This window comes from Pseudomonas sp. NPDC087804, assembly GCF_044742965.1.
GTDB classification, from domain to species: domain Bacteria; phylum Pseudomonadota; class Gammaproteobacteria; order Pseudomonadales; family Pseudomonadaceae; genus Aquipseudomonas; species Aquipseudomonas rustica.
In genome coordinates, this window is the sequence record NZ_JBIUVN010000001.1 from 721,927 (window position 1) to 746,934 (window position 25,008).

Below are 25,008 nucleotides of genomic sequence, written 5' to 3' on the forward strand. Positions count from 1 at the left end.
ATAGTCGTCAACGCGCCACAGGGGAAGGGGCGGAAGATGAAACCCGCCCTCCCCGGCGTCTATAAAACCAATAACGAGGTCTTTATGAATGCCCCTTTCGATCAGCTGTTCACGTGGCTGAAAGATCACAAGATTACCGAAGTTGAATGTGTGGTCAGTGACCTGACCGGCATTGCCCGCGGCAAGATCGCACCGACCAACAAGTTCCTGCATGAGCGAGGCATGCGCCTGCCGGAAAGTGTGCTGCTGCAAACGGTAACCGGGGATTTTGTCGACGACGACATCTACTACGACCTGCTCGATCCTGCCGATATCGACATGGTCTGCAAGCCAGTGGCTGACGCGGTCTACGTGATTCCATGGGCGATCGAACCGACCGCCATCGTCATCCACGACACCTTCGACAAGTTCGGCAACCCGATCGAACTGTCTCCGCGCAACGTCCTGAAGAAAGTCTTGCAGCTCTACACCGACAAAGGCTGGAAGCCGATTGTTGCGCCGGAAATGGAGTTCTACCTGACTCAACGCTGCGAAGACCCGGACTTGCCGCTCAAGGCGCCATTGGGTCGCTCGGGCCGTGCTGAAAGTGGTCGTCAGTCATTCTCGATTGATGCCGCCAACGAGTTCGATCCGCTGTTCGAAGACGTCTACGACTGGTGCGAACTACAAGGTCTGGATCTCGACACGCTGATACACGAAGACGGCCCGGCGCAGATGGAAATCAACTTCCGTCACGGCGACGCACTGGATCTGGCTGACCAGATCACCGTATTCAAACGCACCATGCGTGAGGCTGCGCTCAAGCACAACGTCGCCGCGACGTTCATGGCCAAGCCGATTGGTGATGAGCCCGGCAGCGCCATGCACATTCACCAGAGCGTGGTGGAAATCGCCACCGGCAAACCGATCTTCGCCAATGAAGACGGGCAGATGAGCGAGCTGTTCCTCAATTACATCGGCGGTTTGCAGAAGTACATCCCGAAAGTGCTGCCGATGTTCGCACCCAACGTGAACTCGTTCCGCCGTTTCCTGCCGGACACCTCGGCACCGGTCAACGTCGAATGGGGCGAAGAAAACCGCACCGTCGGCCTGCGCGTGCCGACCTCCAGCCCTGAAGCGATGCGTGTGGAAAACCGCTTGCCGGGCGCCGATGCCAACCCGTATCTGGCGATCGCCGCGAGTTTGCTCTGCGGTTATATCGGCATGGTCGACAAGGTGCAGCCGAGCGCTGCCGTGGAAGGTCGCGCTTACGAACGCCGCAACCTGCGCCTGCCGATCACCATCGAAGAAGCGCTGACGCAAATGGAAGAGTGCGAAACCGTTGCGCAATACCTCGGCGACAAATTCGTGCGTGGCTACGTCGCGGTGAAACGCGCCGAGCATGAAAACTTCAAGCGCGTGATCAGCTCGTGGGAGCGCGAGTTCCTGCTGCTGAGCGTTTAACCCCTTCATTGTCTGTACCACCGCTATCGCGAGCATGCTCACTCCTACAGGGGAATGCATTCCAAAATGTAGGAGTGAGCCTGCTCGCGATGGCGGCAGCTCAAACACCAAAGAACCACCTGAAAAATCCAATAAATTTAAGAGGTGTCGATATGCGTCTGTTGAAAACCATGGTTCCCGCCGCGCTGGCCCTGATGTGCAGCGTCGCAGCACAAGCCCAGCCCACCGTCAGCGTTTACAACTGGACCGACTACATCGGCGAAACCACCCTCGCCGACTTCCAGGCCAAAACCGGGATCAAGGTGATCTACGACGTTTTCGACTCCAACGAAACACTTGAAGGCAAACTCCTCGCCGGCCGCACCGGCTATGACGTGGTCGTGCCGTCCAACCATTTCCTCGCCCGACAGGTAAAGGCCGGCGCGTTCCTCAAACTGGATCGCGAGCAACTGCCGAACTTCAAGAACCTCGACCCGAAACTGCTTGAACTGCTGCAGAAAAACGACCCGGGCAACGAGCACTCGGTGCCGTACCTGTGGGGCACCAACGGCATCGGTTACAACGTCGACAAGGTCAAGCAAGTGCTGGGCATCGATCACATCGATTCCTGGGCCGTGCTGTTCGAGCCTGAAAACCTGAAAAAACTCACCCAGTGCGGCGTGTCGATGATGGACTCCGCCGACGAAGTATTCCCCGCCGTGCTCAACTACATGGGCATGGACCCGCGCAGCGAAAACCCGGAAGACTATAAGAAGGCAGAAGCCAAACTGCTGAGCATCCGTCCGTACATCACCTATTTCCATTCCTCGAAATACGTGTCGGATCTGGCCAACGGCGACATCTGCGTAGCCTTCGGTTATTCCGGCGACGTGTTCCAGGCCGCCAACCGCGCCAAGGAAGCGAAAAACGGTGTGAACATCGCTTACGCCATCCCGAAAGAAGGCGCCAACCTCTGGTTCGACCTGCTGGCGATTCCGGCCGATGCGAGCAACACCAAAGAAGCCCACGCCTTCATCAATTACCTGCTGGATCCGCAAGTGATCGCCAAGGTCAGCGCTTCGGTCGGTTACGCCAACCCGAACCCGGCCGCCAAGCAGTTCATGGATCCGGAGCTGGTCAACAATCCTGAGGTGTATCCGCCACAGGAAGTGCTCGACAAGCTCTACATTTCTACCACCCCGCCCCAGGCGATCATGCGTCTGATGACCCGCTCCTGGAGCAAAGTGAAGTCGAACAAATGAATCAGTACACCGAAGAACACGCCCGATCCTATTACGCCGCTTCGGCTCGGGCGACTGCACCTTATCCGCAACTGGAAGGTGATCTGAGCGCCGATGTCTGTGTGATCGGCGGCGGGTTCACCGGGGTGAACACCGCCATTGAACTGGCGCAGCGCGGGCTCTCGGTGATTCTGATCGAGGGCCGGCGAATCGGCTGGGGCGCCAGCGGGCGCAATGGCGGCCAGTTGATCCGTGGCATCGGCCATGACGTCGACGGGTTCGCCAAATACGTCGGTCAGGAAGGCGTGCGTTATTTGCAGCGCGCCGGCATCGATTCGGTGGAGCTGGTGCGCAATCGCATCGGCGACAACGGCATCGAGTGCGACCTGCGCTGGGGTTTTTGCGATCTGGCCAACACTACCGCGCAGTTCGATGCCTTCAAGGACGAACTGCTCGACCTCGCCGAACTGGGCTATGCCCACGAAACCCGTCTGATCGGCCCGGAGCAGATTCGCCAGCAAGTGGTTAACTCCGACATCTATGCCGGCGGATTGGTGGACATGGGCTCAGGCCACCTGCATCCGTTGGATCTGGTGCAAGGCGAAGCACGGCTGGCGGCTTCGCTCGGCGTGCGGATTTTCGAGCAAAGCCAGGTACTGGAGATCATCCACGGCGCCACCGTTCAAGTGCGTTGCGCCAATGGCAGTGTGCGTGCGGGCAGTCTGGTGTTGGGTTGCAACGCGCATCTGGATGAACTCGAACAGCAACTCAGTGGCAAAGTGCTGCCGGCCGGCAGTTACATCATCGCCACCGAGCCGTTGTCCGAGGAACGCGCCGCGCAATTGATTCCGCAGAATCTGGCGGTGTGCGACCAGAAAGTCGGCCTCGATTATTACCGGCTCTCGGCGGATCGGCGCTTGCTGTTTGGCGGGGCCTGTCACTACTCCGGACGCGATCCGGCCGACATTGCCGCCTATATGCGGCCGAAAATGCTCAAAGTCTTCCCGCAGTTGGCCGACGTGAAAATCGATTATCAGTGGGGTGGCAAGATCGGCATCACGGCCAACCGTTTCCCGCAGGTCGGGCGCCTCAAACAGCATCCGAACGTGTTCTATGCGCAGGGTTATTCCGGCCATGGCCTGAACGTCACGCATTGGTGCGCAAAACTGCTCGGCGAAGCGATTCACGCCGGCCACAGCCAAGGCATGGACGTGTTCAGCTGTGTGCCGCACATGACCTTCCCCGGCGGTCCGGCGCTGCGCTCGCCGTTATTGGCTCTGGGCATGTTCTGGTATCGCCTGCGCGAACTCATCGGCTAACATCCCTCCCCTGTAGGAGCTGCCGAAGGCTGCGATCTTTTGATCTTAAAAACAGAATCAACAGATCGCAGCCTTGGGCAGCTCCTACATTTTCAATGACATATGGGTTGTTCACATTTGCTCTATCGCGAAGCACCTCTATATTAATGAGGTGCTTTTGCGTTACTGACGCTCAGTGCCCAATAAACCGAGGAGGACATGGATGAAGTCGTCAGCCGTCGACGAGCCGCGAGCACCAGGCCAGGCACCGATCAAGACCCGCCGTTTTGGCGTGTCATTGGTCTGGATTGTGCCGATTGTTGCTGTATTGGTGGGTATTTCGCTGGTCGTGCACAACATCATGCAGGAAGGTCCGACCATTACGGTCACCTTCAAGACCGGTGACGGTCTCACCGCCAACAAAACTGAAGTTCGCTACCGCAATGTGGTCATCGGCCATGTCTCGGACGTGGAATTGAGTGACGATCAGAAGAACGTCAACGCCACCATCAAACTGGCCAAACAGGCCGAAACCTTTACCCGCGAAGACTCGCAATTCTGGGTCGTGCGTCCGCGTATCGGCGCGGGCGGCGTGTCCGGCATCGACACCCTGTTGTCGGGCGATTACATCGGCGCCGACATCGGTCAGTCCAATACCCGTGCAAAGAATTTCAAAGGCCTGGAGAACCCGCCGCCAATCACCTATGGCGAGCCGGGCAAGCGCTTCAGCCTGCACACTCAAGACCTCGGTTCGCTGGACATCGGTTCACCGGTTTACTACCGCAAGATCCCGGTGGGCCAAGTGGTTGCCTATGAGCTGGACAAGGATGGCAAAGGCGTGAACATCGAAGTGTTCATCCATGCCCCCAATGATGCTTACGTGACCGAAAACACCCGTTTCTGGAACGCCAGCGGCATTGACGTCAACGTCGGCGCCAACGGTTTTGCGGTGAAAACCGAATCGCTGTCGACCCTGTTGGTCGGCGGTATCGCCTTCCGTGCCCCGGAATACAGTCCCAACGACACGGTCGCCGCTGATGACCGTAATTTCGAACTGTTCGACGATCAACAGTCCGCCCTCGCCCCCCCCAACGGCAAGGCGCAATACCTGAGTCTGCGTTTCGAACAGCCCATGCGCGGCCTCAAGGTCGATGCGCCGGTGGAGTTTTCCGGCATTGAGATCGGGAAAGTCGTGGCGATCAATCTCGACTTCGATGCGAAGAAACAAACCTTTCCGGTCAATGTCGGCATCGTCATCTACCCGCAGCGTCTTGGCCAGGCTCACGCCAAAGTGCTGAAAGCCTTCAACCACAACCCCGACGACGAAGCCGCCGGCGTGCGCCTGATCGGCACCTTCGTCGAGAATGGTTTGCGCGCGCAGGCACGCAGCGGCAACTTGCTCACCGGGCAGTTGTACATCGGTCTGGATTTCTACCCGAAAGCGCCGAAAGTTCCGTTCGACGTCAATGCACGTCCGGTCAGCATCCCGACCATTCCGGGCAGCCTCGAACAGTTGCAGGAAAAACTCGAAGCGATGCTCAACAAGATCAATGCACTGCCAGTGGAGCGCATTGCCGGCAATCTCGATGGCAACCTGATCGAGTTGCGCAAAGGCCTGACGCAGTTCAATGCGAAGACTTTGCCGGGCGTGCAAAAAACCCTCGGCGATGTCAGCAAAACGCTGGAGTCGGCCAATTCGACGCTGGCCGAAGATTCGCCGCAACGCGAAAAACTCGGCGAAACCCTCGAAGAACTTGGACGCATGTCACGCTCGCTGCGTGAGTTGTCGGATTACCTGGGCCGTCATCCGGAATCGCTGATTCGCGGTCGCCCTGATAACGCCGCACCACTGGACCTTAAAGGCCCGCCACGCAATTGAGCACAGGAGCTGAAACCATGGCATTACCGTTGAAGATCACCGTGCTCGCTGCGTGCTTGTTGCTCGGCGCCTGTCGCAGCGACCCGATCAGCTTCCACACCCTGACGCCGGTGCAACCCGGTGCTGGCCGCAGTGGCGCAGACATTGCCATCGAAGGCATTTCCGTACCGCCGCAAGTCGATCGAGCGCAAATCGTCATTCGCGAAGGCAACAGTGGTCTGGCAATTCTGGAAACCGAATGGTGGGGCGCCAGCCTCGCCGATGAATTGCGCAGCGCGCTGGTCGATCAACTGAGCAGCGCGGCCGGGCAACAGCGATCATCAGTGCGGATTGAAGTGCAACGCTTCGATTCGATTCCCGGTCAGTACGGCTTGATCGACGTGAAATGGCGCTTGCGTCCGCTGGGGGCGACCGACAGCGCCTTGCTGACGTGCCGTTCAGTCCTGCAAACGCCGTCCGGGCCGAGCATCGACGAACTGGTGGCCGCGCAGCAAAACAACGTCAAACGCCTCGCGGCGCAAATCACCCAGGCTGCCGTCAGCTCACGCGGCTGCCCACCCTCCTCCTGACCCCCACTCGCCCTGATCAGAGGTCGAAGCGATCCACGGCGCGGCGACGTTCATTGTCGTCGCGCACGTCGTAATTGGCGGTGGTTTGAATGTTGCTGTGATGCGCCAGTTTCTGCGCGATCGACAGATCATGCTCCTCGATCACCCGCGTAATGAATGAACGTCTGAAGTCGTGAGGCATGATCTTCACCCCGACCTGCGTGCCGCGCTGACGGGCGATGTAATAGATCGCGTGTTTGGTGATGCGCTCGCGGGTGATGTGGCTACCACGACGGATGCGATTGAACAGAAACGCATCATCGCTCTCGCCCTCCTTGAGCTGCTCGCGACGGAATTCCAGCCAGGCATTGAGTTTGGCGAACGCCCAGGTCGGCGCGTACTTGATCAGCTGTTTATTGCCCTTGCCGGTAACGGTCAGGCTGCGCTCGCGGAAGTCGACCTGGTTTAAATCCAGATCCACGGACTCCGACTTGCGCATGCCGGTGCCGTACAGCAAAGCAATCACGGCAGCATCACGCAGACCCTGCGGACGTGGATCCGCAGCGCAGACTTCCATCAACTCGTGAATCAACGTGCGTTTGAGATTGCGGCCCTGCGATAACCGCGTGCCAGCGATGCCTTTGACCGAACGCATCTTCAACAGATGATCCTGAGTGATCAGGCTCATGCGCCACGCTTCGTTCATCACGCCGCGCACCGCGTTTACATACAGCGAAGACGTATTCGGCGCGTAGTTGTCGGCGCGCAATGCGGCGACTAGCGCGATGACATCCTCAGGTTGCAGTGCATGCCAAGGGATTTCCTCGATGTTCACTTCTTCGAAACCGAGGCGGTCAGCCGCATCTTGCAAAACATAACGCATGGTCAACTGGCTGGAAGGCGCCAGTCGTGCCAGATACAACGTCAGCGGATTAATGTTGGACGGGGTGGATTCAATACTCGACAAGTCAATCAAACGAAACGGCCTTGAATAGAAAACGGTTCAACAAAACAACTTAAAAGTGCAAAGAAACTTATATAAGGAACGACTCTTCCGTAGGACTTTTCTATTAAAAGTGCCGATGAATGGAAGAAGTCTGAACGGCGGCTGTACGGCTCAAAGATAGACGATTTGCCGACCGCTTTTTGATGTTCCTTTCACAAAAACCGGCATAACCTTAATTACAACAGGTTGCCCCGAAAGGCCTACAACCTGCCGTCCATGGGCATAAAAGTCAATCAGGCATTCCCCGGACGGTATTCCAAACCATTGAAATCCCGTGTTTTTCAGACAATTGGCTGAAGGATGGCTGTCGCCTCGAGGTTCTTATGAGTCAAGCGTTGCTGCCGTTTTCGCGTCCGAGTATCGGTGAAGAAGAAATAGCCGCCGTCGAACAAGTATTACGTTCGGGCTGGATAACCACCGGGCCTAAAAACCAGGCTTTGGAAGAACAGTTCGCAGACTATGTCGGTTGCCGTCACGCCGTTGCACTTTCCTCGGCCACAGGTGGTATGCACATCGCTTTACTCGCGTTAGGCATCGGCCCCGGTGATGAGGTGATTACGCCTTCGCAAACCTGGGTGTCGACCGCCAACATGATCTCGTTGCTTGGCGCCAAACCGGTGTTTGTCGACATCGACCGCGACACGCTGATGACCGACGCCGCGCGTATCGAAGCCGCCATCACCCCACGCACTAAAGCGATCATCCCGGTGCATTACGCCGGCGCGGCATTTGATCTCGATCCGCTGTACGCCCTGGCTGAAAAGCATGGCATCGCGATCATCGAAGACGCCGCCCACGCGGCGGGCACTCGCTACAAAGGTCGTCATGTCGGCTCGCACGGCACAGCGATTTTTTCCTTTCACGCGATCAAGAACATGACCTGTGCCGAAGGTGCGATGTTCGTCACCGACGACGAAGCGTTGGCCCGCCGCGTGCGCATGCTCAAGTTCCACGGTCTGGGCGTTGACGCCTACGATCGCCTGACCGGTGGCCGCAAGCCGCAGGCGCAAGTGATGGAGCCGGGTTTCAAATACAACCTCGCCGACATCAACGCCGCCATCGCGCTCGTACAGCTGCAACGTCTGGACAAAATCAATGCGCGCCGCACTGAACTCGCCGCCGCTTACCAGCAAAAACTCGAAGGCCTGCCGGTGCAGCCACTGGCCCTGCCCACTTACGCACAACAGCACGCTTGGCACCTGTTCATCCTGCGCATCGACAGCGAGCGCTGCGGCATGGATCGCGAAGCCTTTATGAGGGGCTTGCAGGATCAGGGCATCGGCACCGGCATCCATTTTATCGCCACCCACCTGCACACCTGGTATCGCCAGCGTGACCCTGATTTGTACCTGCCCAACACCGAGTGGAACTCGGCACGGCTGTGCTCGATTCCGCTGTTCCCCGACATGAGCGATCAAGACCTTGATCGCGTGGTCGGGGCTATCGCCACCCTCATGGATAAACGCCTGTGAAACCCTATCCGATCCGCTGCGTGTCGATCGTCATCCCGGTCTACAACGAACAGGACAGCCTCCCGGAACTGCTGCGCCGCACCGAAGCGGCGTGCCGGATGCTGCGCCACGACTATGAAATTGTCCTCGTCGACGACGGCAGCCGGGACGAATCCGCCAACATTCTTGAAGAAGCCGCCACCCGCGAAGACAGCCCGTTCGTGGCGGTCATCCTCAACCGCAACTACGGTCAGCACGCGGCAATCATGGCCGGCTTCGAACAGTGCAAAGGCGATGTGGTGATCACCCTCGACGCCGACCTGCAGAACCCGCCGGAAGAAATTCCGCGTCTGGTCGCCGAGGCGGAAAAAGGTTACGACGTGGTCGGCACCGTCCGCGGTAATCGTCAGGATTCGGCACTGCGCCGCTACCCATCGAAGCTGATCAACCTCGCCGTGCAGCGCTCCACCGGCGTCGCCATGAGCGACTACGGCTGCATGCTCCGCGCTTACCGCCGCACGATCATCGACGCGATGCTCGCCTGCCGTGAACGCAGCACGTTCATCCCGATTCTGGCCAACAGCTTCGCCCGCCACACCACCGAAATCGTCGTCGCCCACGCCGAGCGTGAACACGGTGATTCGAAATACAGCCCGATGCGTTTAATCAATCTGATGTTCGACTTGATCACCTGCATGACCACCACGCCGCTGCGCCTGTTGAGCATCGTCGGTTTCGCCATGGCCGGTCTCGGCGTGGCGTTCGCCGCTGCATTGATCGTGTTGCGTCTGGTGTTCGGAGCCGGATGGGCCGGGGACGGCATGTTCGTGCTGTTCGCGGTGCTGTTCGTGTTCACCGGTGGCCAGTTCATCGGCATGGGCCTGCTCGGCGAATACCTGGGGCGCATGTACAGCGACGTGCGCGCCCGCCCGCGTTTCTTCATTGAAAAAGTGTTGCGCAGCCACCCTTCCCACCCGGCGCCTGCGATCACGGTTGATGGTCTTTCTTCTACTTCTACTACCGGTCAGGTTCTCTCATGAGCGCAAAAACTGTTGTCTTCGCTTACCACGATATTGGCTGCGCCGGCATTCAAGCCCTGCTCGACAGCGGCTACGACATTGCCGCCGTGTTCACTCACGCCGATGACCCGAAAGAGAACGCTTTCTACGCCTCAGTCGCGCAACTGTGCGCCAGCAAAGGCATCCCGGTGCATGCGCCGGAAGACGTTAACCACCCGCTGTGGATCGAGCGGATTGCGAAGCTCAGCCCTGAGTACATTTTCTCCTTCTACTACCGCAACCTGCTGAGCGAGCAACTGCTGGCCACCGCGAAAAAAGGTGCGTTCAACCTGCACGGTTCGTTGCTGCCAAGCTACCGTGGCCGCGCCCCGGCGAACTGGGTGCTGGTCAACGGTGAAAGCGAAACCGGTGTGACCCTGCACCGCATGGTCAAACGTGCCGATGCCGGCGCCATCGTCGCGCAACAACGCGTGGCCATCGAGCGCAGCGACACCGCGCTGAGCCTGCACGGCAAACTGCGTATCGCCGCGACCGATCTGTTGCGTGACACCCTGCCAGCGATGTTGCAAGGCAAGACCAGCGAAACCGCGCAGGACGAATCGCAAGCCACGGTATTCGGTCGTCGCACGTCGGCGGACGGCAAACTGGTCTGGGCCAAACCCGCTGAGCAATTGTTCAATCTGGTGCGCGCCGTCACCCAGCCTTATCCGGGCGCGTTCTGCGCTGTGGGCGAGCACAAGCTGATCGTCTGGAGTGCCGAAGTCGTCAAAGGCAACGACGGTCAGGCGCCAGGCCGGGTGATCAGTGTCGATCCGCTGCGCATTGCTTGCGGTGAAGATTCGCTGGTGATTCTCTCCGGTCAGCGTAACGACAACGGTCTGTTCCTCAGCGGCCCGCAACTGGCCAGTGAGTTGGGTCTGGTCGACGGTTCGCTACTGCGCGGCGCTGAATCCGGTCGCGCGCCACGTCGCACGCGCGTGCTGATCCTTGGGGTCAACGGCTTTATCGGCAATCACTTGTCCGAGCGTCTGCTGCGTGATGATCGCTACGAAGTCTATGGCCTGGACATCGGTTCCGACGCCATCGACCGTCTGCGCAACCACCCGCATTTCCATTACGTCGAAGGCGACATCAGCATTCACTCCGAGTGGATCGAGTACCACATCAAGAAGTGCGACGTGGTCTTGCCGCTGGTGGCCATCGCCACGCCGATCGAATACACCCGCAACCCGCTGCGCGTGTTCGAGCTCGACTTCGAAGAAAACCTGAAACTGGTGCGCTACTGCGTCAAGTACAACAAGCGCGTGATCTTCCCGTCGACCTCGGAAGTCTATGGCATGTGCCAGGACAAGCATTTCGACGAAGACACCTCGAACCTGGTGGTCGGCCCGATCAACAAGCAGCGCTGGATCTACTCCGTGTCCAAGCAACTGCTCGACCGCGTGATCTGGGCGTACGGCGCCAAGGGTTTGAATTTCACCCTGTTCCGCCCTTTCAACTGGATGGGCCCGCGCCTTGATCGTCTGGACTCGGCGCGTATCGGCAGTTCCCGCGCCATCACCCAATTGATCCTCAACCTGGTCGAAGGCACGCCAATTCGTCTGTTCGACGGTGGCGAGCAGAAACGCTGCTTCACCGACATCGCTGACGGCGTCGAAGCACTGGCGCGGATCATCGATAACGACAACGACGTCTGCAACGGCCAGATCATCAACATCGGCAACCCGGACAACGAAGCGAGTATTCGCCAGTTGGGTGAAGAGTTGTTGCGCCAGTTTGAAGCGCATCCACTGCGTGCCAACTTCCCGCCGTTCGCCGGTTTCCGCGACGTGGAAAGCAAGGCGTTCTACGGCGCCGGTTATCAGGACGTGGAACACCGCAAGCCAAGCATCGCCAACGCCAAGCGCCTGCTCGACTGGACGCCAACCGTGGAAATGCGCGAGACCATCGGCAATACGCTGGATTTCTTCTTGCGTGAAGCCATGCTCGAAATCGCGGACAAGCATTGATGCAGGCCGGTCTACGCATCGACGTCGACACCTTTCGCGGCACCCGTGAAGGTGTGCCGCGTTTGCTGGAAATGCTCGACGAGGCGCAGATCAAGGCGACGTTTTTCTTCAGTGTCGGCCCGGACAACATGGGCCGGCATCTGTGGCGCCTGATCCGCCCGCAGTTCCTCTGGAAGATGCTGCGTTCCAACGCCGCCGGCCTGTATGGCTGGGACATTCTGCTGGCCGGCACCGCGTGGCCGGGCAAACCGATTGGCCGCGAACTCGGGCACCTGATGCGTCAGGCCCGCGACGCAGGGCATGAAGTTGGTCTGCATGCGTGGGATCACCACGGTTGGCAAGCGAATGCCGGGCGCTGGAGCGACGCGCAACTGATCGAGCAGATTCGTCAGGGCGTCGACACCTTGAGCGACATTCTTGGCGAGAAAGTCACCTGCTCCGCCGCCGCCGGTTGGCGCGCCGACGAGCGCGTGATCGAAGCCAAGCAAGCCTTCGGCTTTCGCTACAACAGCGATTGCCGGGGGTCGCAGCTGTTCCGTCCGTTGTTGGCGGATGGCACGCCCGGCACGCCGCAGATACCGGTGGATCTGCCGACCTTCGATGAGGTGGTCGGCCCCATCGTTGCCGCGCAGGATTTCAACGCGTTCATCCTTGAGCGGTTTCGCCCGGCAAAGCTCAACGTCTACACCATTCATGCCGAAGTGGAAGGGATTCTGATGGCTGAGGATTTTCGTCACTTGCTGGCCGATGCGCGCCAGCGAGGTATCGACTTCACACCGCTGGGCGACTTGCTGCCCGAGTTCTTCAACACCTTGCCCGTGGGTTGCGTACAGCGCGGCGCTCTCGATGGCCGTGAAGGCTGGCTGGGAGTGCAAGGCGCATGATTAAACGCTGGGCTTTGCCGCTGCTGTTGTTGGGAATCTGCTTGCTGGCGTATCTGCTGCCATTGGGCTCGCACGGTTTGTGGATTCCTGATGAGACACGCTACGCGCAAATCAGTCAGGACATGTTGCTGAGTGGCAACTGGGTGTCGCCGCACTTTATGAGCCTGCGCTATTTCGAGAAGCCGATTGCCGGCTACTGGATGATCGCGCTCGCGCAGAATGTGTTCGGACAGAACCTGTTCGGTGTGCGTTTCGTTTCGGCGCTGAGCACCGGGTTGAGCGTGTTGCTCTGTTATCTGATCGCCCGGCGTTTGTGGAATGAGCCACGCAAAAGCTTCGCATGCGCCCTGCTCTACATGAGTTTCACCATCGTTGCCGGCCAGGCGGGATACGCCAACCTCGATCCGCAGTTCACGTTTTGGGTCAACCTGAGTCTGGTGGCGCTGTGGTTTGCTGTCGACAGTCAAACCAGTGGCAAACGCATGCTGGCCTGGGCAGTGCTGGGGCTGGCGTGCGGCATGGGTTTTATGACCAAAGGATTTCTCGCGTGGTTGTTGCCGGTGTTGATCGCTGTGCCGTGGATGCTCTGGCAAAAGCGCTGGAGGGAACTGCTGACATGCGGCCCGGTAGCGATTGCCATCGCGATCCTCATCAGTTTGCCGTGGGTGCTCTCGGTGCATGCGCAAGAACCCGATTACTGGCGGTTCTTCTTCTGGCATGAACACATCCGCCGCTTTGCCAGTGACGACGCCCAGCACGATGCGCCGTGGTGGTTTTACCTGCCGCTGCTGTTGGCGTTCAGTCTGCCGTGGGCGGGTTTGATCCCGACAGCGTTCAAGCAGGCATGGCAGACACGCGCCCAGCCCCCCGTGGTGTTTCTGTTGCTGTGGCTGCTGATGCCGCTGCTGTTTTTCAGCCTGAGCAACGGCAAGTTGCCGACCTACATTTTGCCGTGCCTGCTGCCGATGGCGCTGTTGTTGGGCAATGCGTTGGCCGACCGTTTGCGGCTGGAACAGGGTCGAGCGCTGGGCTTGAACGGCCTGCTCAATCTGCTATTGGGCATCGTCACGCTGATTGCGCTGGTTTACCTGCAACTGAACCGGCCGCTGTACGACCACGAACTGCACAGTCTGGTGCTGGTGTTTATCGGGTTGATCGGCTGGATCATCGCCAACCTGCTGCAAGCCTTTCTGCCGCTGCAATGTTGGGCCGCGTCGGCGTTTGGCAGCCTGTTGCTGATCGCGGTACTGCCGGCGGCGCTGCCGAAATCGGTGGTCGCCAACAAGATGCCTGATCAATTCATCAAACATCACGTTGCTGAACTGGCGCAGACCGATCACCTGCTGAGCAATGATCTGGGTGCCGCCGCTGCACTGGCCTGGCGTCTGAAAACCCCGCAAGTAGCGTTGTACAACACGATAGGCGAATTGAAATATGGCCTTGCCTATCCTGACGGCATTCAACAACGGGTCGATCCCGATCAAGTGCAACAGTGGATGCGCGAGGCGCGCCGCAGTGGTTCGGTCGGCGTGGTGATGCGCGTCAAGGGGCAGGACGAACTGGACGAAATCGACAGATTGCCAAAGGACGGCGTCCGCTACGAGCAGGGCAACCTGGTGATCATGATTCTGCCCAGGGAGGCGTCATGAGCCTGTTGCTGCTGTTGGCCGCGTGCCTGCTGACCTGTCTGGGACAGGTCGCGCAAAAGTACGCCGTGGAGAGTTGGCGCGGCGTCGACGCTTCGTTGACCGCCAAACTGCGCTCGCCGTGGTTATGGCTGGCCCTGCTCGCCCTCGGCTCGGGCCTGTTGGTCTGGCTGCTGGTGTTGCAGCGCATTGAAGTCGGCATCGCTTATCCGATGCTCAGCCTCAACTTCGTGCTGATCACTTTGATTGCGCGCTTCGTCTTCCGTGAACCGATCGACCGCCAGCATTGGCTTGGTGTCGCGCTGGTGATCGGCGGCGTGGCTCTGCTGGGGCAACAGTCATGAATCAACGTCGTGGCATCACCTTCGCCCTCGGCAGCGTTTTGCTGGTCAGCGCCGCGCAATTGGCAATGCGCTGGAGCATGACGCGCCTGCCCGCACCGGAACAATGGCTGGCATTCGACAGCCTCGACCTGCGTGCCCTGGCCGTAGTTGTCGCAGCGATTTTTGCCTACGCCTTATCAATGTTGTGCTGGCTGCTCGCCTTGCGCGACTTGCCGCTGGGCCGCGCCTATTCGCTGCTGAGCATCAGCTACGCGCTGGTGTACCTGCTGGCGGCCAGTCTGCCGCTGTTCAACGAATCCTTCAGTTTCACTAAATCGCTGGGCGTGGCGTTGGTCATGCTCGGGGTCATCACCATCAACACGCGTCCGGCTCGTGCGCCTGCACTCAGGAGTGCTCCATGAAAATCACAGTATTTGGCAGCGGTTACGTCGGTCTGGTGCAAGCGGCGGTATTGGCCGAGGTTGGCCATGATGTCGTGTGCATGGACGTCGACCAGAAGAAGGTCGATCTGTTGCGTCAGGGCCACGTGAGTATTTTCGAACCGGGGCTGGCCAGCCTGGTGCGCGAAGGCCTCGATTCCAAACGCCTGTTGTTCACCACCGATGAAAAACTCGCGGTGCAGCACGGTCGAGTGGCGTTCATTGCGGTGGGAACGCCGTCCCGCGAGGACGGTTCGGCGGATCTGCGTTACGTGCTCTCGGTGGGCGATGCGATTGCCCGGCACCGTGAGCAGCCGCTGATTCTGGTGGAGAAATCCACAGTACCGGTGGGCACCGGCGATACCTTGCGCGCGCACATCGAGAAAGCGCTGATCAAGGTCGGTCGACTGCTGCAGTTCGATATCGTTTCCAACCCTGAGTTTTTGAAGGAAGGCTCGGCGGTTGCTGACTGCCGCCGCCCGGATCGCATCGTCATCGGCTGTGAAGGTGATGACGTGCGCGACGTGATGCGCGATCTGTACTCACCGTTCAACCGCAACCATGACCGCATCATGTTCATGGATCTGCGCAGCGCTGAACTGACCAAATACGCCGCCAACTGCATGCTGGCGACCAAGATCAGCTTTATCAACCAGATCGCTGAACTCGCCGAACACTTGGGCGCCGACATTGAGTCGGTGCGTCAAGGCATCGGTGCCGACACGCGCATCGGTTATCACTTCATCTATCCGGGTTGCGGTTATGGCGGTTCGTGCTTCCCGAAAGACATGCGCGCGCTGATCCACAGCGCCGAAGAAGCGCATTGCTCCAGCGATTTGCTGCAAGCGGTCGAGGCGATCAATCAGCGGCAAAAACACAAGCTGTTCGAGCGCATCAATGCGTTCTATCAAGGCGAACTGCGCGGCAAGACCTTCGCCCTGTGGGGCCTGGCGTTCAAACCGAACACCGACGACATGCGCGATGCGCCGAGCCGTGTGTTGCTGGAGGAGTTGTGGGCCGCCGGCGCCAGCGTGCGCGCGTTCGATCCGGAAGCCATGCAGGAAACCCAGAACCTTTATCCGGACGAATCGAAACTGATGCTGATGGGCACCCCGGAATCGGTATTGCCCGGCGCCGATGCACTGATCATCTGCACCGAATGGCAGCAGTTCAAGGCGCCGGATTTTGAGCTGATCAAACAGCGTCTCAACAATCCGGTGATCTTCGACGGTCGCAACCTGTACGACGCCGAGCGTCTGGAGCGCAACGGCATCCAATACTTCCCGATGGGCCGTGGCGAATCGCGCAAATTGCCGATCCCGTTTTCAGCGGTAGCTTTCACCAACCCGATGAGATCCTGCAATACATGAAACCCTTGCAGGCGCTGCCGCAGGCTGCGATCTTTTGGCTTTTTTTACAATCCAGATCAAAAGATCGCAGCCTGTGGCAACTCCTACATGTCCCAACGTTTGCTGTGCGTCGTGCCCTATTCGCTGACGCGGCCGTTCGCCCGCTGCGCCATGCGCCTGGCAATCACCTGAGACCAGCGCAAGCCCCTGTGGCAGCGGGCTTGCTCGCGAAGTTTTTGACAATTTCGCGCCCGATGAAGCCCTAGCCCGCATTCACCACCTGAAAGGTGAATTCATTCATCCACGGCCCGACGATGGACGGCAACATTTGCCTTCCTCCCATTCGAATGTTCCCGAGTGGCAGAGGTTTAGTGACACACTCCCAGTACCCGTCCTCCGTGACATTTGCACTTGCCAACGGATTATTGGGCTCTCCGGATTTGTATAAAAAGACAGTTGCGCGAGGATGACCACGCCCTTTCAACAGCGTCGCCGGCGCAATTTGCTCACCATTTGAATGACTCTCGAGAATGGGTGCAGGTAGAGCATTTTCCACGTTAACGGTGACTCCTGGAGAGAATAAAGAATTCTTATCATCCAGCGTTTGCTGGACTGTAATAGTGAAATTCTTGAGCGCCGCGGCATGACTCAGGCACATACGCCACTGGCCATAAGCATCGACGGAACCTTCACCGTAAAGAATGGCACCATTATAAAAATCGCGCGCTCGAACAACGGCCCCAGGCATCCCCTTTCCGCTCATCCAGAACCGAGTGTCCACGGTAGCTCCTGCTGTCGGGCTTTCGATAGTGGGCGCGGGGAATCCGGCGCTGACTTGAACAACTTCAAACGTCGGATTTGGCTTCAACTCTGCAGACCAAATCTCGTCACTGGCCTGAATGACGGTGAGTGACTGCGAACCCTCGGCAAAAGCGGGTAAGCGCAAAGCCCAACGTCCCTGTACGTCCACCCAAGCTTGAGCGAGGTCTTTACCGTTTTGACGGACATGGATCTTGGCCCCCGCAACGCCTGTCCCCGCCAACATCGGCTGGAGCCCGACCTCTTCACCTGGAAATGGCCGGTCGACAGTCGGTGCACTGAAACCGGTGAGCGGATACTCGATAATGAATCGCCCGCTACGCACCCATGGCGACTTTTTCTCGCCCAAGGTTTGCTGCACGATGACCCAGTTGGGCCCGGGATTAAGATCCGTGTTGCCCTCAACTGACCAATAGCCAGACTGATCGACGGTTGTAGTCGGTGCATGATTGATTGCGGGGTTGAATAGATCGGCCACCTGAATCGTCGCGCCGGGGAGCCCTTGGCCGCTGAATAGTACTCTTGGAACGAGGAAGTCACCGTCTGCAGGGTGAACGATCAGAGGTGCCGTCAGATCCTGAAGGTTGACGACGGCGGTATCGCTAGGATCTCCTCCAATTGAATCTTTGGTGCTATAGGCCCAATAGCTATAGTTCGTATCACCCTCGATTTTTTTGACAGTGCCCGACCATCGTCCTTCACTGTCTGCCAGGAATGTACCGAGATTGTCGCCCGCTCCTGCACCGAGACGTCTTACAACGACCGTATCGCCCGGGTGGGTGTATCCCGAAACGACCATTGACGAAGGATCAACCCACTCCCCTGCCGAAGGGCTTTCAAGATCTGGAGCGTTGGTCACCGTAACAAAGGAGTAGTCCATGCTTACCCCATCTCCGCCTCCGTAAGATTGAGTGATTTTCAATTTTTTGCCGCCCACCGGCTCCAAAAATACTGGTGCTACCCATTGGCCATTTGCATCGACTTTAATGCCGCCGGTCACTGGGTAATCGACGCCATCGAAAGACAGTTTTACAACAGCACCGGGCCAACCTGTTCCACTAAATGTGCTGCGTCGTGGGTAATAATTGTTTGGAACAGGTGTGAGCAGAGGCTTTGGCACCTTAACCGCGAACCGTACAGAAACACTGCGATCGGAGGCCTGTTTTTCTGAGGTCTGCTGGGCATAAATATCGTGCTCGCCCACGACGAGTTCTTTGTCCAGTTTTACTGCCCATATACCCGATGCGGGCACGATAGTCTGGCCCAGCGCTGGGCCTTGGACCGTGTTGTCGAACACTGCGACGGTGGCGCCATCGTATCCGTTTGTCCCTTTGATTTCGGGTCGGAAGTCTGTCTCCTGTTGATTGCCCGGGAAGATGATCACGGGTGTAGGTGTCGCAATTTTGAATTCAACCGGGCCGGCAGGAGGAGATGTTTGTTCAGAAAATGTTTGCGTGACCGTGAAGGTGTATTTACGTGGCACAAATGTAATTGGCAATGACGTCCATTTGCCGTCTGGAGCGCCTGTTACCGGAATCGGAATCTCTTGTTTTCCGTCGTTGATCAAAAGCATGAGCGAAGCGCTTGGCCAGCAACTACCGGAAAACGTTGCGGACAGACCATCGGGAACCACAAGAATGTCTGTAGGTGCCAGTGGCTTGATGATCAAGGGCGCTGGCGCCGTAACCGGTAGTGAGTAAACGCCATTCATCAACTGCCGTACCGACACGGTATAGCTGCCCGGTGCAACCGCAGTAGCGGTTGTCGCCGTCCAGTCGCCGGTGGCTGTAACGGTTGCCTGATCCAGTGCAACATTCGTTGCGCCTTGGAGCACCACCTCGATTTTTGCAGCCGCCAAACCCTCCCAGATACTACCCCGCCCAGTAACGGTGGGAATTTGCTCGATCAACGTTGGCGCATTGATGGTCGGGGCGCAAGTGGGTACGTCAAATACGGGTTTTTGGGGATGATAAAGCGAATAAATCCAGTCTCGATCAAAGATTTTTTGTCTTGCTCCCCATTCGATGCCTGTAGTACCTGGCGGCAAAGTGATTGGAGTAGTTTCGTATTTACCGTCGGCAGCTACCAGAGCCGTTGCAATTGGGCTGCCGCTTTCGTGGTTAATCTCGATCGTGGCTTTCGGATAGCCCGTACCGAAGAATACGGTGGTTGTGCCCCGATACTCGACTCTCGTGATAAGGGGATAATTTGGGCGTCGGAGGAAAGTAACAGGGCCGCTGCGTTCGGACAAAATTCCATGCCGATTCAGCTTCGCAGTAACGGTGATTACACCTGGCTTGGTGCTTTCATTGAAATTGGCCACCCACATCCAGAGAAAAGTAGAATCACTACCACCGATTCTTTCGTCGCTCATATCCTCATACAGGTCGATTTTGGTGGGCGTCAGTCCCATCGATGTACCGGAAATATTGGAATAAAAATCGATAACGTCATCATCAGGTGTAATTATAGGAGGCGCAAGGCATGTAAACTTGACTGGGCTCGCCCACTGAGAATGATTACCTCCAACAGTTTGTCGGCAGGTCAAATTATTAATATTGGCAGGTAACTGCTTATCTAACGTAACCTCCCACAAATTGAACGGCCCCACTGTGGCAGTCCCATAGACCGTACTTTCATCCCCACTTACGTACACTCTCACTGTTGCCCCCGAATCACCGTAACCCGAAACTTTGGGGGAAAATCCAACACCTACATTTGTAGGCGGAAAAATATAGGGAGTAGACAGGTCAGCTGTATTTATCAAATCCGATTGAACCTGCGACGTCTCCGTAGCGGGGTTCTCGTCACTACTACCGCCATTTATTGATTGATCGGTTTCGTCCGTCATATTGGCCACACTCTAGAAAGATGGGTACTCGTGTGCGTACTGTGTGACTTAACGTAATCTGCTCTGCCCAGTGAACACACCTGTAAGATCTGACAGTCCCGACAAACGGTCGTTAGCCCACCCAAGTTTATCCCTGCAATGAATTAGCAGTTCTTCGCCTTGACCACTCGCACCCGTCCAGAGAGGATTGCCCCACGCCCGCAAAGACCTCGAAATAAGGACATTCCCCCCGCCGTGGCCACCTACTCCCCCCTCATCCGCCGGCTAATGGTCGCTTCAATGACCGTCGTCATCAGCCGCGCCCTGATCAGCCCTTTACTCACACTCTTTCTCAGCAACAAACTCGGCCTCAACCCCCAGGATGTCGGACTTCTGCTGGGTATCGCCGTCTTCAGCGCCACACTCCTGTCGCTCTACGGCGGCTACATCATCGACCGCCTCGACAAGCGTCAGTTGCTGATCCTGACCATGCTCTCCAGCGGCATCGGTCTGATGCTTTTGACCTTCGCGCAGAACCTTTATCTGGTCACTTTGGTGCTGATCATCAGCGAAACCGCGTCAGCCCTGTTCCTGATCTGCTCGAAGGCGATCCTCAGTGAAAACCTGCCGGTGGGCCAACGGGTCAAGGCGTTTTCGCTGAACTACACGCTGACCAATATCGGCTACGCGGTTGGCCCGATGATTGGCGTGGTGATTGCCGGCGTTCAGCCGTCGGCGCCGTTCATCGTGGCGGGGGCGATTGCCATAGGCAGTATTTTTCTGCTGCTGGGCGCCAGGAAGGAGGCAAGCACGGAGACTTCGAGCAGCCCGCCGCAAAGTTTTCTAAACACCCTGATGATCCTGAAAAACGACCGGACGATGATCCTCTTCACCCTTGGCTGCCTGCTCAGCACATTGGTGCACGGGCGCTTCACCTTGTACCTGTCGCAATACCTGTTGGTCACGCACACCCAGCAAGAGACGCTGGACACCATGGCCGCCCTGCTCGCCTGCAATGCGATCACGGTGATTCTGTTGCAGTACCAGATCGGCCGATTCCTCAAGCGCGAACACCTGCGTCACTGGATAGCCGGCGGCACGGCGTTGTTCATCGTCGGGTTGATCGGTTTCAGCCTCGCCGACAGCCTGGTGGGCTGGTGCATGGCGATGTTTATCTTCACTTTGGGCGAGATGATTATCTACCCGGCAGATTTCCTCTTCGTCGATACCCTCGCCCCGGAAGAACTGCGCGGCAGCTATTACGGCGCGCAGAATCTGGCGGCACTCGGTGGCGCGGCGAGTCCAGTGATGTGCGGGTTTCTACTGATGCACACGCCAGCGCCGAGCATGTTCTACGCGTTGAGCGCATTGGCGGCGGTGGGTGGTTATTTGTGTGTAATCAGCGGACGTCGTGTCGCTTCAGTTCAAAAGTAATGCACTGAAACTGCATTTATATGAATTTGTCAGCATCGAAATAGATCGGCACACTGTGCGCGTTCCTCCCCCAATGTTGGAACACTTCGAGGGCTTTCCGGATTGCCGGACGAGTCCTTTTTTTTGTCCGGAATTTGTAGAAGGATCGGTTTTACATGCTCGCTCGCTGGTTGCCCGCCGCCATAAATACCCGCCCCACCGAATGGAGCCGCGCCGCGATCGGCATGGCGCTCGGCACGCTGTTCAGTGTGTGGTTGTGCGCGCAGGTGTTTGGTCATGAAGTCGCGTACCACTTGATCGGGCCGCTGGGTGCTTCGGCGGTGTTGCTGTTTGCCGTTTCTTCCGGCGCCCTCGCGCAGCCGTGGTCGATTCTCGGCGGTTACTTGTGTGCCGGCGTCGTCGCTTTGCTGGTGGCTCATGTACTCGGGCGAACCCTCGGCAGTGCGTGTCTGGCAGCGGGCATGGCGCTGATTCTGATGTGCTGGCTGCGTTGCCTGCATCCACCGGCGGGTGCGTTGGCATTGACGTTGGTGCTGGCCGATCCCGCAACGATCGCCATGGACTGGAAAGCCATGGAGCCGGTGATGCTCGGCGCCGCGTGCATGCTGCTCAGTGCGTTGGCGTACAACAATCTGACGCGGATTCGTTATCCGAAACGCCCGGCGGAACCGGCGCCATTGGTGGCCCCGGTGGACAACCAGGCAATCACCGCCGAAGACTTGAAGCTGGCGCTGGCCGACATGGAAGCCTTCATCGACATCACCCCCGAAGACCTCGAACAACTGATCCACGCCAGCGAACTGCACGCCAAACGCCGCAGCATCACCGCAACCTTCACCTGACCTTTGTAGGAGCTGCCGAAGGCTGCGATCTTTTGACTTTGTTTTTCAAGATCAAAAGATCGCAGCCTTCGGCAGCTCCTACAATGGGATCGTGTGTTAAGGCAAAAACGCAGACAGCCCCTGCACATATCCCCGTTGTACATGGCAAATTTGCACTGTTACGATCCGGTAACGCTCGCGCGCGAGCTTCTCGAATAAAGACAATAAAAGCAGGGAGTTACTGATGACAGCTCAGGCTTCATCCCCGCGGACTCAGTCCATGGATGCCACGCAAAACGAAGTGCTGGCCGAGGTTCGCAACCACATCGGGCACCTGACCCTCAACCGCCCCGCCGGCCTCAACGCCATCACCCTCGACATGGTGCGCCTGCTGCAACAGCAGCTCGACGCCTGGGCGACCGATGCCGACGTCCACGCCGTTGTGTTGCGCGGTGCCGGCGAAAAAGCCTTCTGCGCCGGCGGCGACATTCGTTCCCTGTACGACAGTTTCAAAAGCGGCGACACGTTGCACGAAGATTTCTTCGTCGAGGAATACGCCCTCGACCTGACGATTCATCACTACCGCAAACCGGTGCTGGCCTTGATGGACGGTTTTGTCCTCGGCGGCGGCATGGGCCTGGTGCAAGGCGCGGATCTGCGCGTGGTCACCGAGAAGAGCCGTCTGGCGATGCCGGAAGTGGCCATCGGTTATTTCCCGGACGTGGGCGGCAGCTATTTCCTGCCTCGGATTCCCGGTGAACTGGGGATTTATCTGGGCGTCAGCGGCGTGCAGATTCGCGCCGCCGATGCGCTGTATTGCGGCTTGGCTGACTGGTATCTGGACAGCAGCAAACTCGCACTCCTCGACGAAAAACTAGACGCGATGGAATGGCAGGACACGCCGCTCAAATCGCTGCAAAACCTGCTGGCCAAACACGGCGTGCAAACCCTGCCCGACGCACCGCTCGAAAAACTTCGCCCAGCGATCGATCACTTCTTTTCCCTGCCCGACGTGCCAAGCATGGTCGAGCAATTGTGCGCGGTGACCGTTGCCGACAGCCATGAATGGGCAACCATCACGGCTGATCTGCTGGAAACCCGCTCGCCGCTGGCCATGGCCGTCACCCTGGAAATGCTCCGTCGTGGTCGCCACCTCAGCCTGGAAAATTGCTTCGCCCTGGAGCTGCATCTCGATCGTCAGTGGTTCGCCCGTGGCGACCTGATTGAAGGCGTACGCGCCCTGCTGATCGACAAAGACAAGTCACCACGCTGGAACCCGCCGACCCTCGCCGCGCTGGACGCTGCGCACGTCGCGAGTTTCTTTCACGGTTTTGATGAGAGCGGGAGCTGAGCCATGCACGATCTCGAACTGACTGAAGAACAAGTGATGATCCGCGACATGGCCCGCGACTTTGCCCGTGGCGAAATCGCGCCGCACGCACAAGCGTGGGAAAAGGCTGGCTGGATCGACGATGCGCTCGTGGCGAAGATGGGCGAGCTCGGTTTGCTCGGCATGGTCGTTCCCGAAGAATGGGGCGGCACCTACGTCGACTACGTTGCTTATGCCTTGGCGGTGGAAGAGATTTCCGCTGGCGACGGCGCGACCGGCGCGTTCATGAGCATCCACAACTCGGTTGGCTGCGGCCCGGTGCTCAACTACGGCAGCGAAGCACAAAAGCAAACCTGGCTGGCGGATCTGGCCAGTGGCAAAACCATCGGCTGCTTCTGCCTGACCGAACCGCAGGCCGGCTCCGAAGCGCACAACCTGCGCACCCGCGCTGAATTGCGTGACGGCCAGTGGGTGATCAACGGCGCCAAGCAATTTGTCAGCAACGGCAAGCGGGCGAAACTGGCGATTGTGTTTGCAGTGACGGATCCGGAGCTGGGCAAGAAAGGCATCTCGGCGTTTCTGGTGCCGACCGATACCGCTGGTTTTATCGTGGATCGCACTGAACACAAGATGGGCATTCGTGCGTCGGACACCTGCGCGGTGACGCTGAACAATTGCAGCATTCCCGAGGCCAATCTGCTCGGTGAGCGTGGCAAAGGTCTGGCGATTGCCCTGTCCAACCTTGAGGGTGGACGTATCGGCATCGCGGCTCAGGCATTGGGCATTGCCCGTGCGGCGTTTGAAGCGGCGTTGGCCTATTCGAAGGATCGCGTGCAGTTCGACAAGCCGATCATCGAACACCAGAGCATCGCCAATATGCTTGCGGACATGCACATGCAGATCAACGCGGCACGGCTGATGATCTTGCACGCGGCACGACTTCGTTCGGCGGGGAAACCGTGTTTATCGGAGGCTTCGCAGGCCAAGTTGTTTGCTTCGGAAATGGCCGAGAAGGTCTGTTCGTCGGCGATTCAGATTCATGGCGGGTATGGGTATCTGGAAGATTATCCGGTCGAGAAATACTACCGCGATGCGCGGATTACCCAGATTTATGAAGGGTCGAGCGAGATTCAGCGGATGGTGATTGCGCGGGATTTGAAGAACTATCAACTTTAACGGCAAAAGATCGCAGCCTTCGGCAGCTCCTACATTGGAACGCGTTTCCTGTAGGAGCTGCCGAAGGCTGCGATCTTTTGATC

19 protein-coding genes are annotated in these 25,008 nt (G+C 58.2%); 17 read left to right on the forward strand and 2 right to left on the reverse strand.

Annotated features, from left to right (window positions below):
• The first annotated feature begins 84 nt into the window (after positions 1-84).
• The 5 genes from ACIOMO_RS03175 to ACIOMO_RS03195 all read left to right on the forward strand — a co-directional run bounded on the left by ACIOMO_RS03175 (position 85) and on the right by ACIOMO_RS03195 (position 6,409).
• Entirely contained in the window at positions 85-1,443 is a 1,359-nt protein-coding gene (locus ACIOMO_RS03175) for a glutamine synthetase family protein (protein WP_053120225.1), read from the forward strand.
• A 152-nt stretch (positions 1,444-1,595) separates the two neighbouring features.
• Complete coding sequence (locus ACIOMO_RS03180) at positions 1,596-2,684, forward strand: polyamine ABC transporter substrate-binding protein (RefSeq protein ID WP_282357739.1); 1,089 nt, start codon at positions 1,596-1,598, stop codon at positions 2,682-2,684.
• Positions 2,681-3,982: an NAD(P)/FAD-dependent oxidoreductase gene (locus ACIOMO_RS03185; protein WP_401238019.1), complete on the forward strand. Its 1,302-nt coding sequence runs from the start codon at positions 2,681-2,683 to the stop codon at positions 3,980-3,982. Before ACIOMO_RS03180 ends, ACIOMO_RS03185 begins: the two co-directional genes overlap by 4 nt.
• Before the next feature lie 202 nt (positions 3,983-4,184).
• A complete protein-coding gene (locus ACIOMO_RS03190) occupies positions 4,185-5,840 on the forward strand; it encodes an intermembrane transport protein PqiB (protein ID WP_053120231.1) in 1,656 nt (551 codons plus the stop codon).
• A 17-nt stretch (positions 5,841-5,857) separates the two neighbouring features.
• On the forward strand, positions 5,858-6,409 hold the full coding sequence (locus ACIOMO_RS03195) for a membrane integrity-associated transporter subunit PqiC (protein WP_400645045.1): 552 nt from the start codon (positions 5,858-5,860) through the stop codon (positions 6,407-6,409).
• Positions 6,410-6,425: 16 nt separating this feature from the next.
• Here the strand turns inward: ACIOMO_RS03195 and xerC are convergent, their stop codons facing one another.
• Positions 6,426-7,271, reverse strand: coding sequence for a tyrosine recombinase XerC (xerC, locus tag ACIOMO_RS03200; RefSeq protein ID WP_256671833.1), 846 nt, complete (start codon positions 7,269-7,271; stop codon positions 6,426-6,428).
• A 446-nt stretch (positions 7,272-7,717) separates the two neighbouring features.
• On the opposite strand from xerC, the gene arnB reads away from it, so the two are divergent.
• Genes arnB through ACIOMO_RS03240 form a run of 8 tightly spaced genes read left to right on the forward strand, consistent with a single transcriptional unit; the run spans position 7,718 to position 16,536 of the window.
• Positions 7,718-8,866 (forward strand): UDP-4-amino-4-deoxy-L-arabinose aminotransferase, encoded by a 1,149-nt coding sequence (gene arnB / locus ACIOMO_RS03205; protein WP_401238021.1) that lies wholly within the window; start codon positions 7,718-7,720, stop codon positions 8,864-8,866.
• Complete coding sequence (gene arnC, locus ACIOMO_RS03210) at positions 8,863-9,885, forward strand: undecaprenyl-phosphate 4-deoxy-4-formamido-L-arabinose transferase (protein WP_212550999.1); 1,023 nt, start codon at positions 8,863-8,865, stop codon at positions 9,883-9,885. The genes arnB and arnC overlap by 4 nt, the downstream gene beginning before the upstream one ends.
• The gene (gene arnA, locus ACIOMO_RS03215) at positions 9,882-11,873 is read left to right on the forward strand and encodes a bifunctional UDP-4-amino-4-deoxy-L-arabinose formyltransferase/UDP-glucuronic acid oxidase ArnA (RefSeq protein WP_401238023.1); all 1,992 of its coding nucleotides are present in this window, start codon (positions 9,882-9,884) and stop codon (positions 11,871-11,873) included. Before arnC ends, arnA begins: the two co-directional genes overlap by 4 nt.
• Positions 11,873-12,757: a 4-deoxy-4-formamido-L-arabinose-phosphoundecaprenol deformylase gene (gene arnD, locus ACIOMO_RS03220; RefSeq protein WP_401238025.1), complete on the forward strand. Its 885-nt coding sequence runs from the start codon at positions 11,873-11,875 to the stop codon at positions 12,755-12,757. The genes arnA and arnD overlap by 1 nt, the downstream gene beginning before the upstream one ends.
• Positions 12,754-14,406, forward strand: a complete 1,653-nt coding sequence (arnT, locus tag ACIOMO_RS03225) for a lipid IV(A) 4-amino-4-deoxy-L-arabinosyltransferase (RefSeq protein ID WP_401238027.1) — start codon at positions 12,754-12,756, stop codon at positions 14,404-14,406. The genes arnD and arnT overlap by 4 nt, the downstream gene beginning before the upstream one ends.
• Positions 14,403-14,747, forward strand: coding sequence for a 4-amino-4-deoxy-L-arabinose-phosphoundecaprenol flippase subunit ArnE (gene arnE, locus ACIOMO_RS03230; RefSeq protein ID WP_159812239.1), 345 nt, complete (start codon positions 14,403-14,405; stop codon positions 14,745-14,747). The genes arnT and arnE overlap by 4 nt, the downstream gene beginning before the upstream one ends.
• Positions 14,744-15,148: a 4-amino-4-deoxy-L-arabinose-phosphoundecaprenol flippase subunit ArnF gene (arnF, locus tag ACIOMO_RS03235; protein ID WP_159812238.1), complete on the forward strand. Its 405-nt coding sequence runs from the start codon at positions 14,744-14,746 to the stop codon at positions 15,146-15,148. Before arnE ends, arnF begins: the two co-directional genes overlap by 4 nt.
• On the forward strand, positions 15,145-16,536 hold the full coding sequence (locus ACIOMO_RS03240; protein ID WP_401238031.1) for a UDP-glucose dehydrogenase family protein: 1,392 nt from the start codon (positions 15,145-15,147) through the stop codon (positions 16,534-16,536). The genes arnF and ACIOMO_RS03240 overlap by 4 nt, the downstream gene beginning before the upstream one ends.
• Positions 16,537-16,777: 241 nt before the next feature.
• Here the strand turns inward: ACIOMO_RS03240 and ACIOMO_RS03245 are convergent, their stop codons facing one another.
• Entirely contained in the window at positions 16,778-20,185 is a 3,408-nt protein-coding gene (locus ACIOMO_RS03245; RefSeq protein WP_401238033.1) for a hypothetical protein, read from the reverse strand.
• A gap of 234 nt (positions 20,186-20,419) precedes the next feature.
• Between ACIOMO_RS03245 and ACIOMO_RS03250 the strand changes: the two genes are divergently transcribed.
• From ACIOMO_RS03250 to ACIOMO_RS03265, 4 genes are all read left to right on the forward strand, one after another.
• Positions 20,420-21,598 carry an MFS transporter gene (locus tag ACIOMO_RS03250; RefSeq protein ID WP_401238035.1) on the forward strand — a complete coding sequence of 393 codons (1,179 nt, stop codon included), beginning with the start codon at positions 20,420-20,422 and terminating at the stop codon, positions 21,596-21,598.
• Positions 21,599-21,753: 155 nt separating this feature from the next.
• Positions 21,754-22,440, forward strand: a complete 687-nt coding sequence (locus ACIOMO_RS03255) for an HPP family protein (protein WP_212550990.1) — start codon at positions 21,754-21,756, stop codon at positions 22,438-22,440.
• 223 nt (positions 22,441-22,663) lie between these two features.
• The gene (locus ACIOMO_RS03260) at positions 22,664-23,770 is read left to right on the forward strand and encodes an enoyl-CoA hydratase/isomerase family protein (RefSeq protein WP_401238038.1); all 1,107 of its coding nucleotides are present in this window, start codon (positions 22,664-22,666) and stop codon (positions 23,768-23,770) included.
• Between the two features lie 3 nt (positions 23,771-23,773).
• Positions 23,774-24,925, forward strand: coding sequence for an acyl-CoA dehydrogenase family protein (locus ACIOMO_RS03265; RefSeq protein ID WP_401238040.1), 1,152 nt, complete (start codon positions 23,774-23,776; stop codon positions 24,923-24,925).
• The last annotated feature ends 83 nt before the right edge of the window (positions 24,926-25,008 follow it).

Bases quoted from the DNA above. Each gene is read 5' to 3' on its own strand.
- arnB (WP_401238021.1), top strand. From the start codon at position 7,718: ATGAGTCAAGCGTTGCTGCCGTTTTCGCGTCCGAGTATCGGTGAAGAA.
- arnA (WP_401238023.1), top strand. From the start codon at position 9,882: ATGAGCGCAAAAACTGTTGTCTTCGCTTACCACGATATTGGCTGCGCC.
- arnE (WP_159812239.1), top strand. From the start codon at position 14,403: ATGAGCCTGTTGCTGCTGTTGGCCGCGTGCCTGCTGACCTGTCTGGGA.
- arnT (WP_401238027.1), top strand. From the start codon at position 12,754: ATGATTAAACGCTGGGCTTTGCCGCTGCTGTTGTTGGGAATCTGCTTG.
- ACIOMO_RS03260 (WP_401238038.1), top strand. From the start codon at position 22,664: ATGACAGCTCAGGCTTCATCCCCGCGGACTCAGTCCATGGATGCCACG.
- ACIOMO_RS03245 (WP_401238033.1), bottom strand. From the start codon at position 20,185: ATGACGGACGAAACCGATCAATCAATAAATGGCGGTAGTAGTGACGAG.
- ACIOMO_RS03190 (WP_053120231.1), top strand. From the start codon at position 4,185: ATGAAGTCGTCAGCCGTCGACGAGCCGCGAGCACCAGGCCAGGCACCG.
- ACIOMO_RS03185 (WP_401238019.1), top strand. From the start codon at position 2,681: ATGAATCAGTACACCGAAGAACACGCCCGATCCTATTACGCCGCTTCG.
- ACIOMO_RS03175 (WP_053120225.1), top strand. From the start codon at position 85: ATGAATGCCCCTTTCGATCAGCTGTTCACGTGGCTGAAAGATCACAAG.
- ACIOMO_RS03180 (WP_282357739.1), top strand. From the start codon at position 1,596: ATGCGTCTGTTGAAAACCATGGTTCCCGCCGCGCTGGCCCTGATGTGC.
- arnD (WP_401238025.1), top strand. From the start codon at position 11,873: ATGCAGGCCGGTCTACGCATCGACGTCGACACCTTTCGCGGCACCCGT.
- ACIOMO_RS03195 (WP_400645045.1), top strand. From the start codon at position 5,858: ATGGCATTACCGTTGAAGATCACCGTGCTCGCTGCGTGCTTGTTGCTC.
- arnF (WP_159812238.1), top strand. From the start codon at position 14,744: ATGAATCAACGTCGTGGCATCACCTTCGCCCTCGGCAGCGTTTTGCTG.
- ACIOMO_RS03255 (WP_212550990.1), top strand. From the start codon at position 21,754: ATGCTCGCTCGCTGGTTGCCCGCCGCCATAAATACCCGCCCCACCGAA.
- ACIOMO_RS03265 (WP_401238040.1), top strand. From the start codon at position 23,774: ATGCACGATCTCGAACTGACTGAAGAACAAGTGATGATCCGCGACATG.
- xerC (WP_256671833.1), bottom strand. From the start codon at position 7,271: ATGCGTTATGTTTTGCAAGATGCGGCTGACCGCCTCGGTTTCGAAGAA.
- ACIOMO_RS03240 (WP_401238031.1), top strand. From the start codon at position 15,145: ATGAAAATCACAGTATTTGGCAGCGGTTACGTCGGTCTGGTGCAAGCG.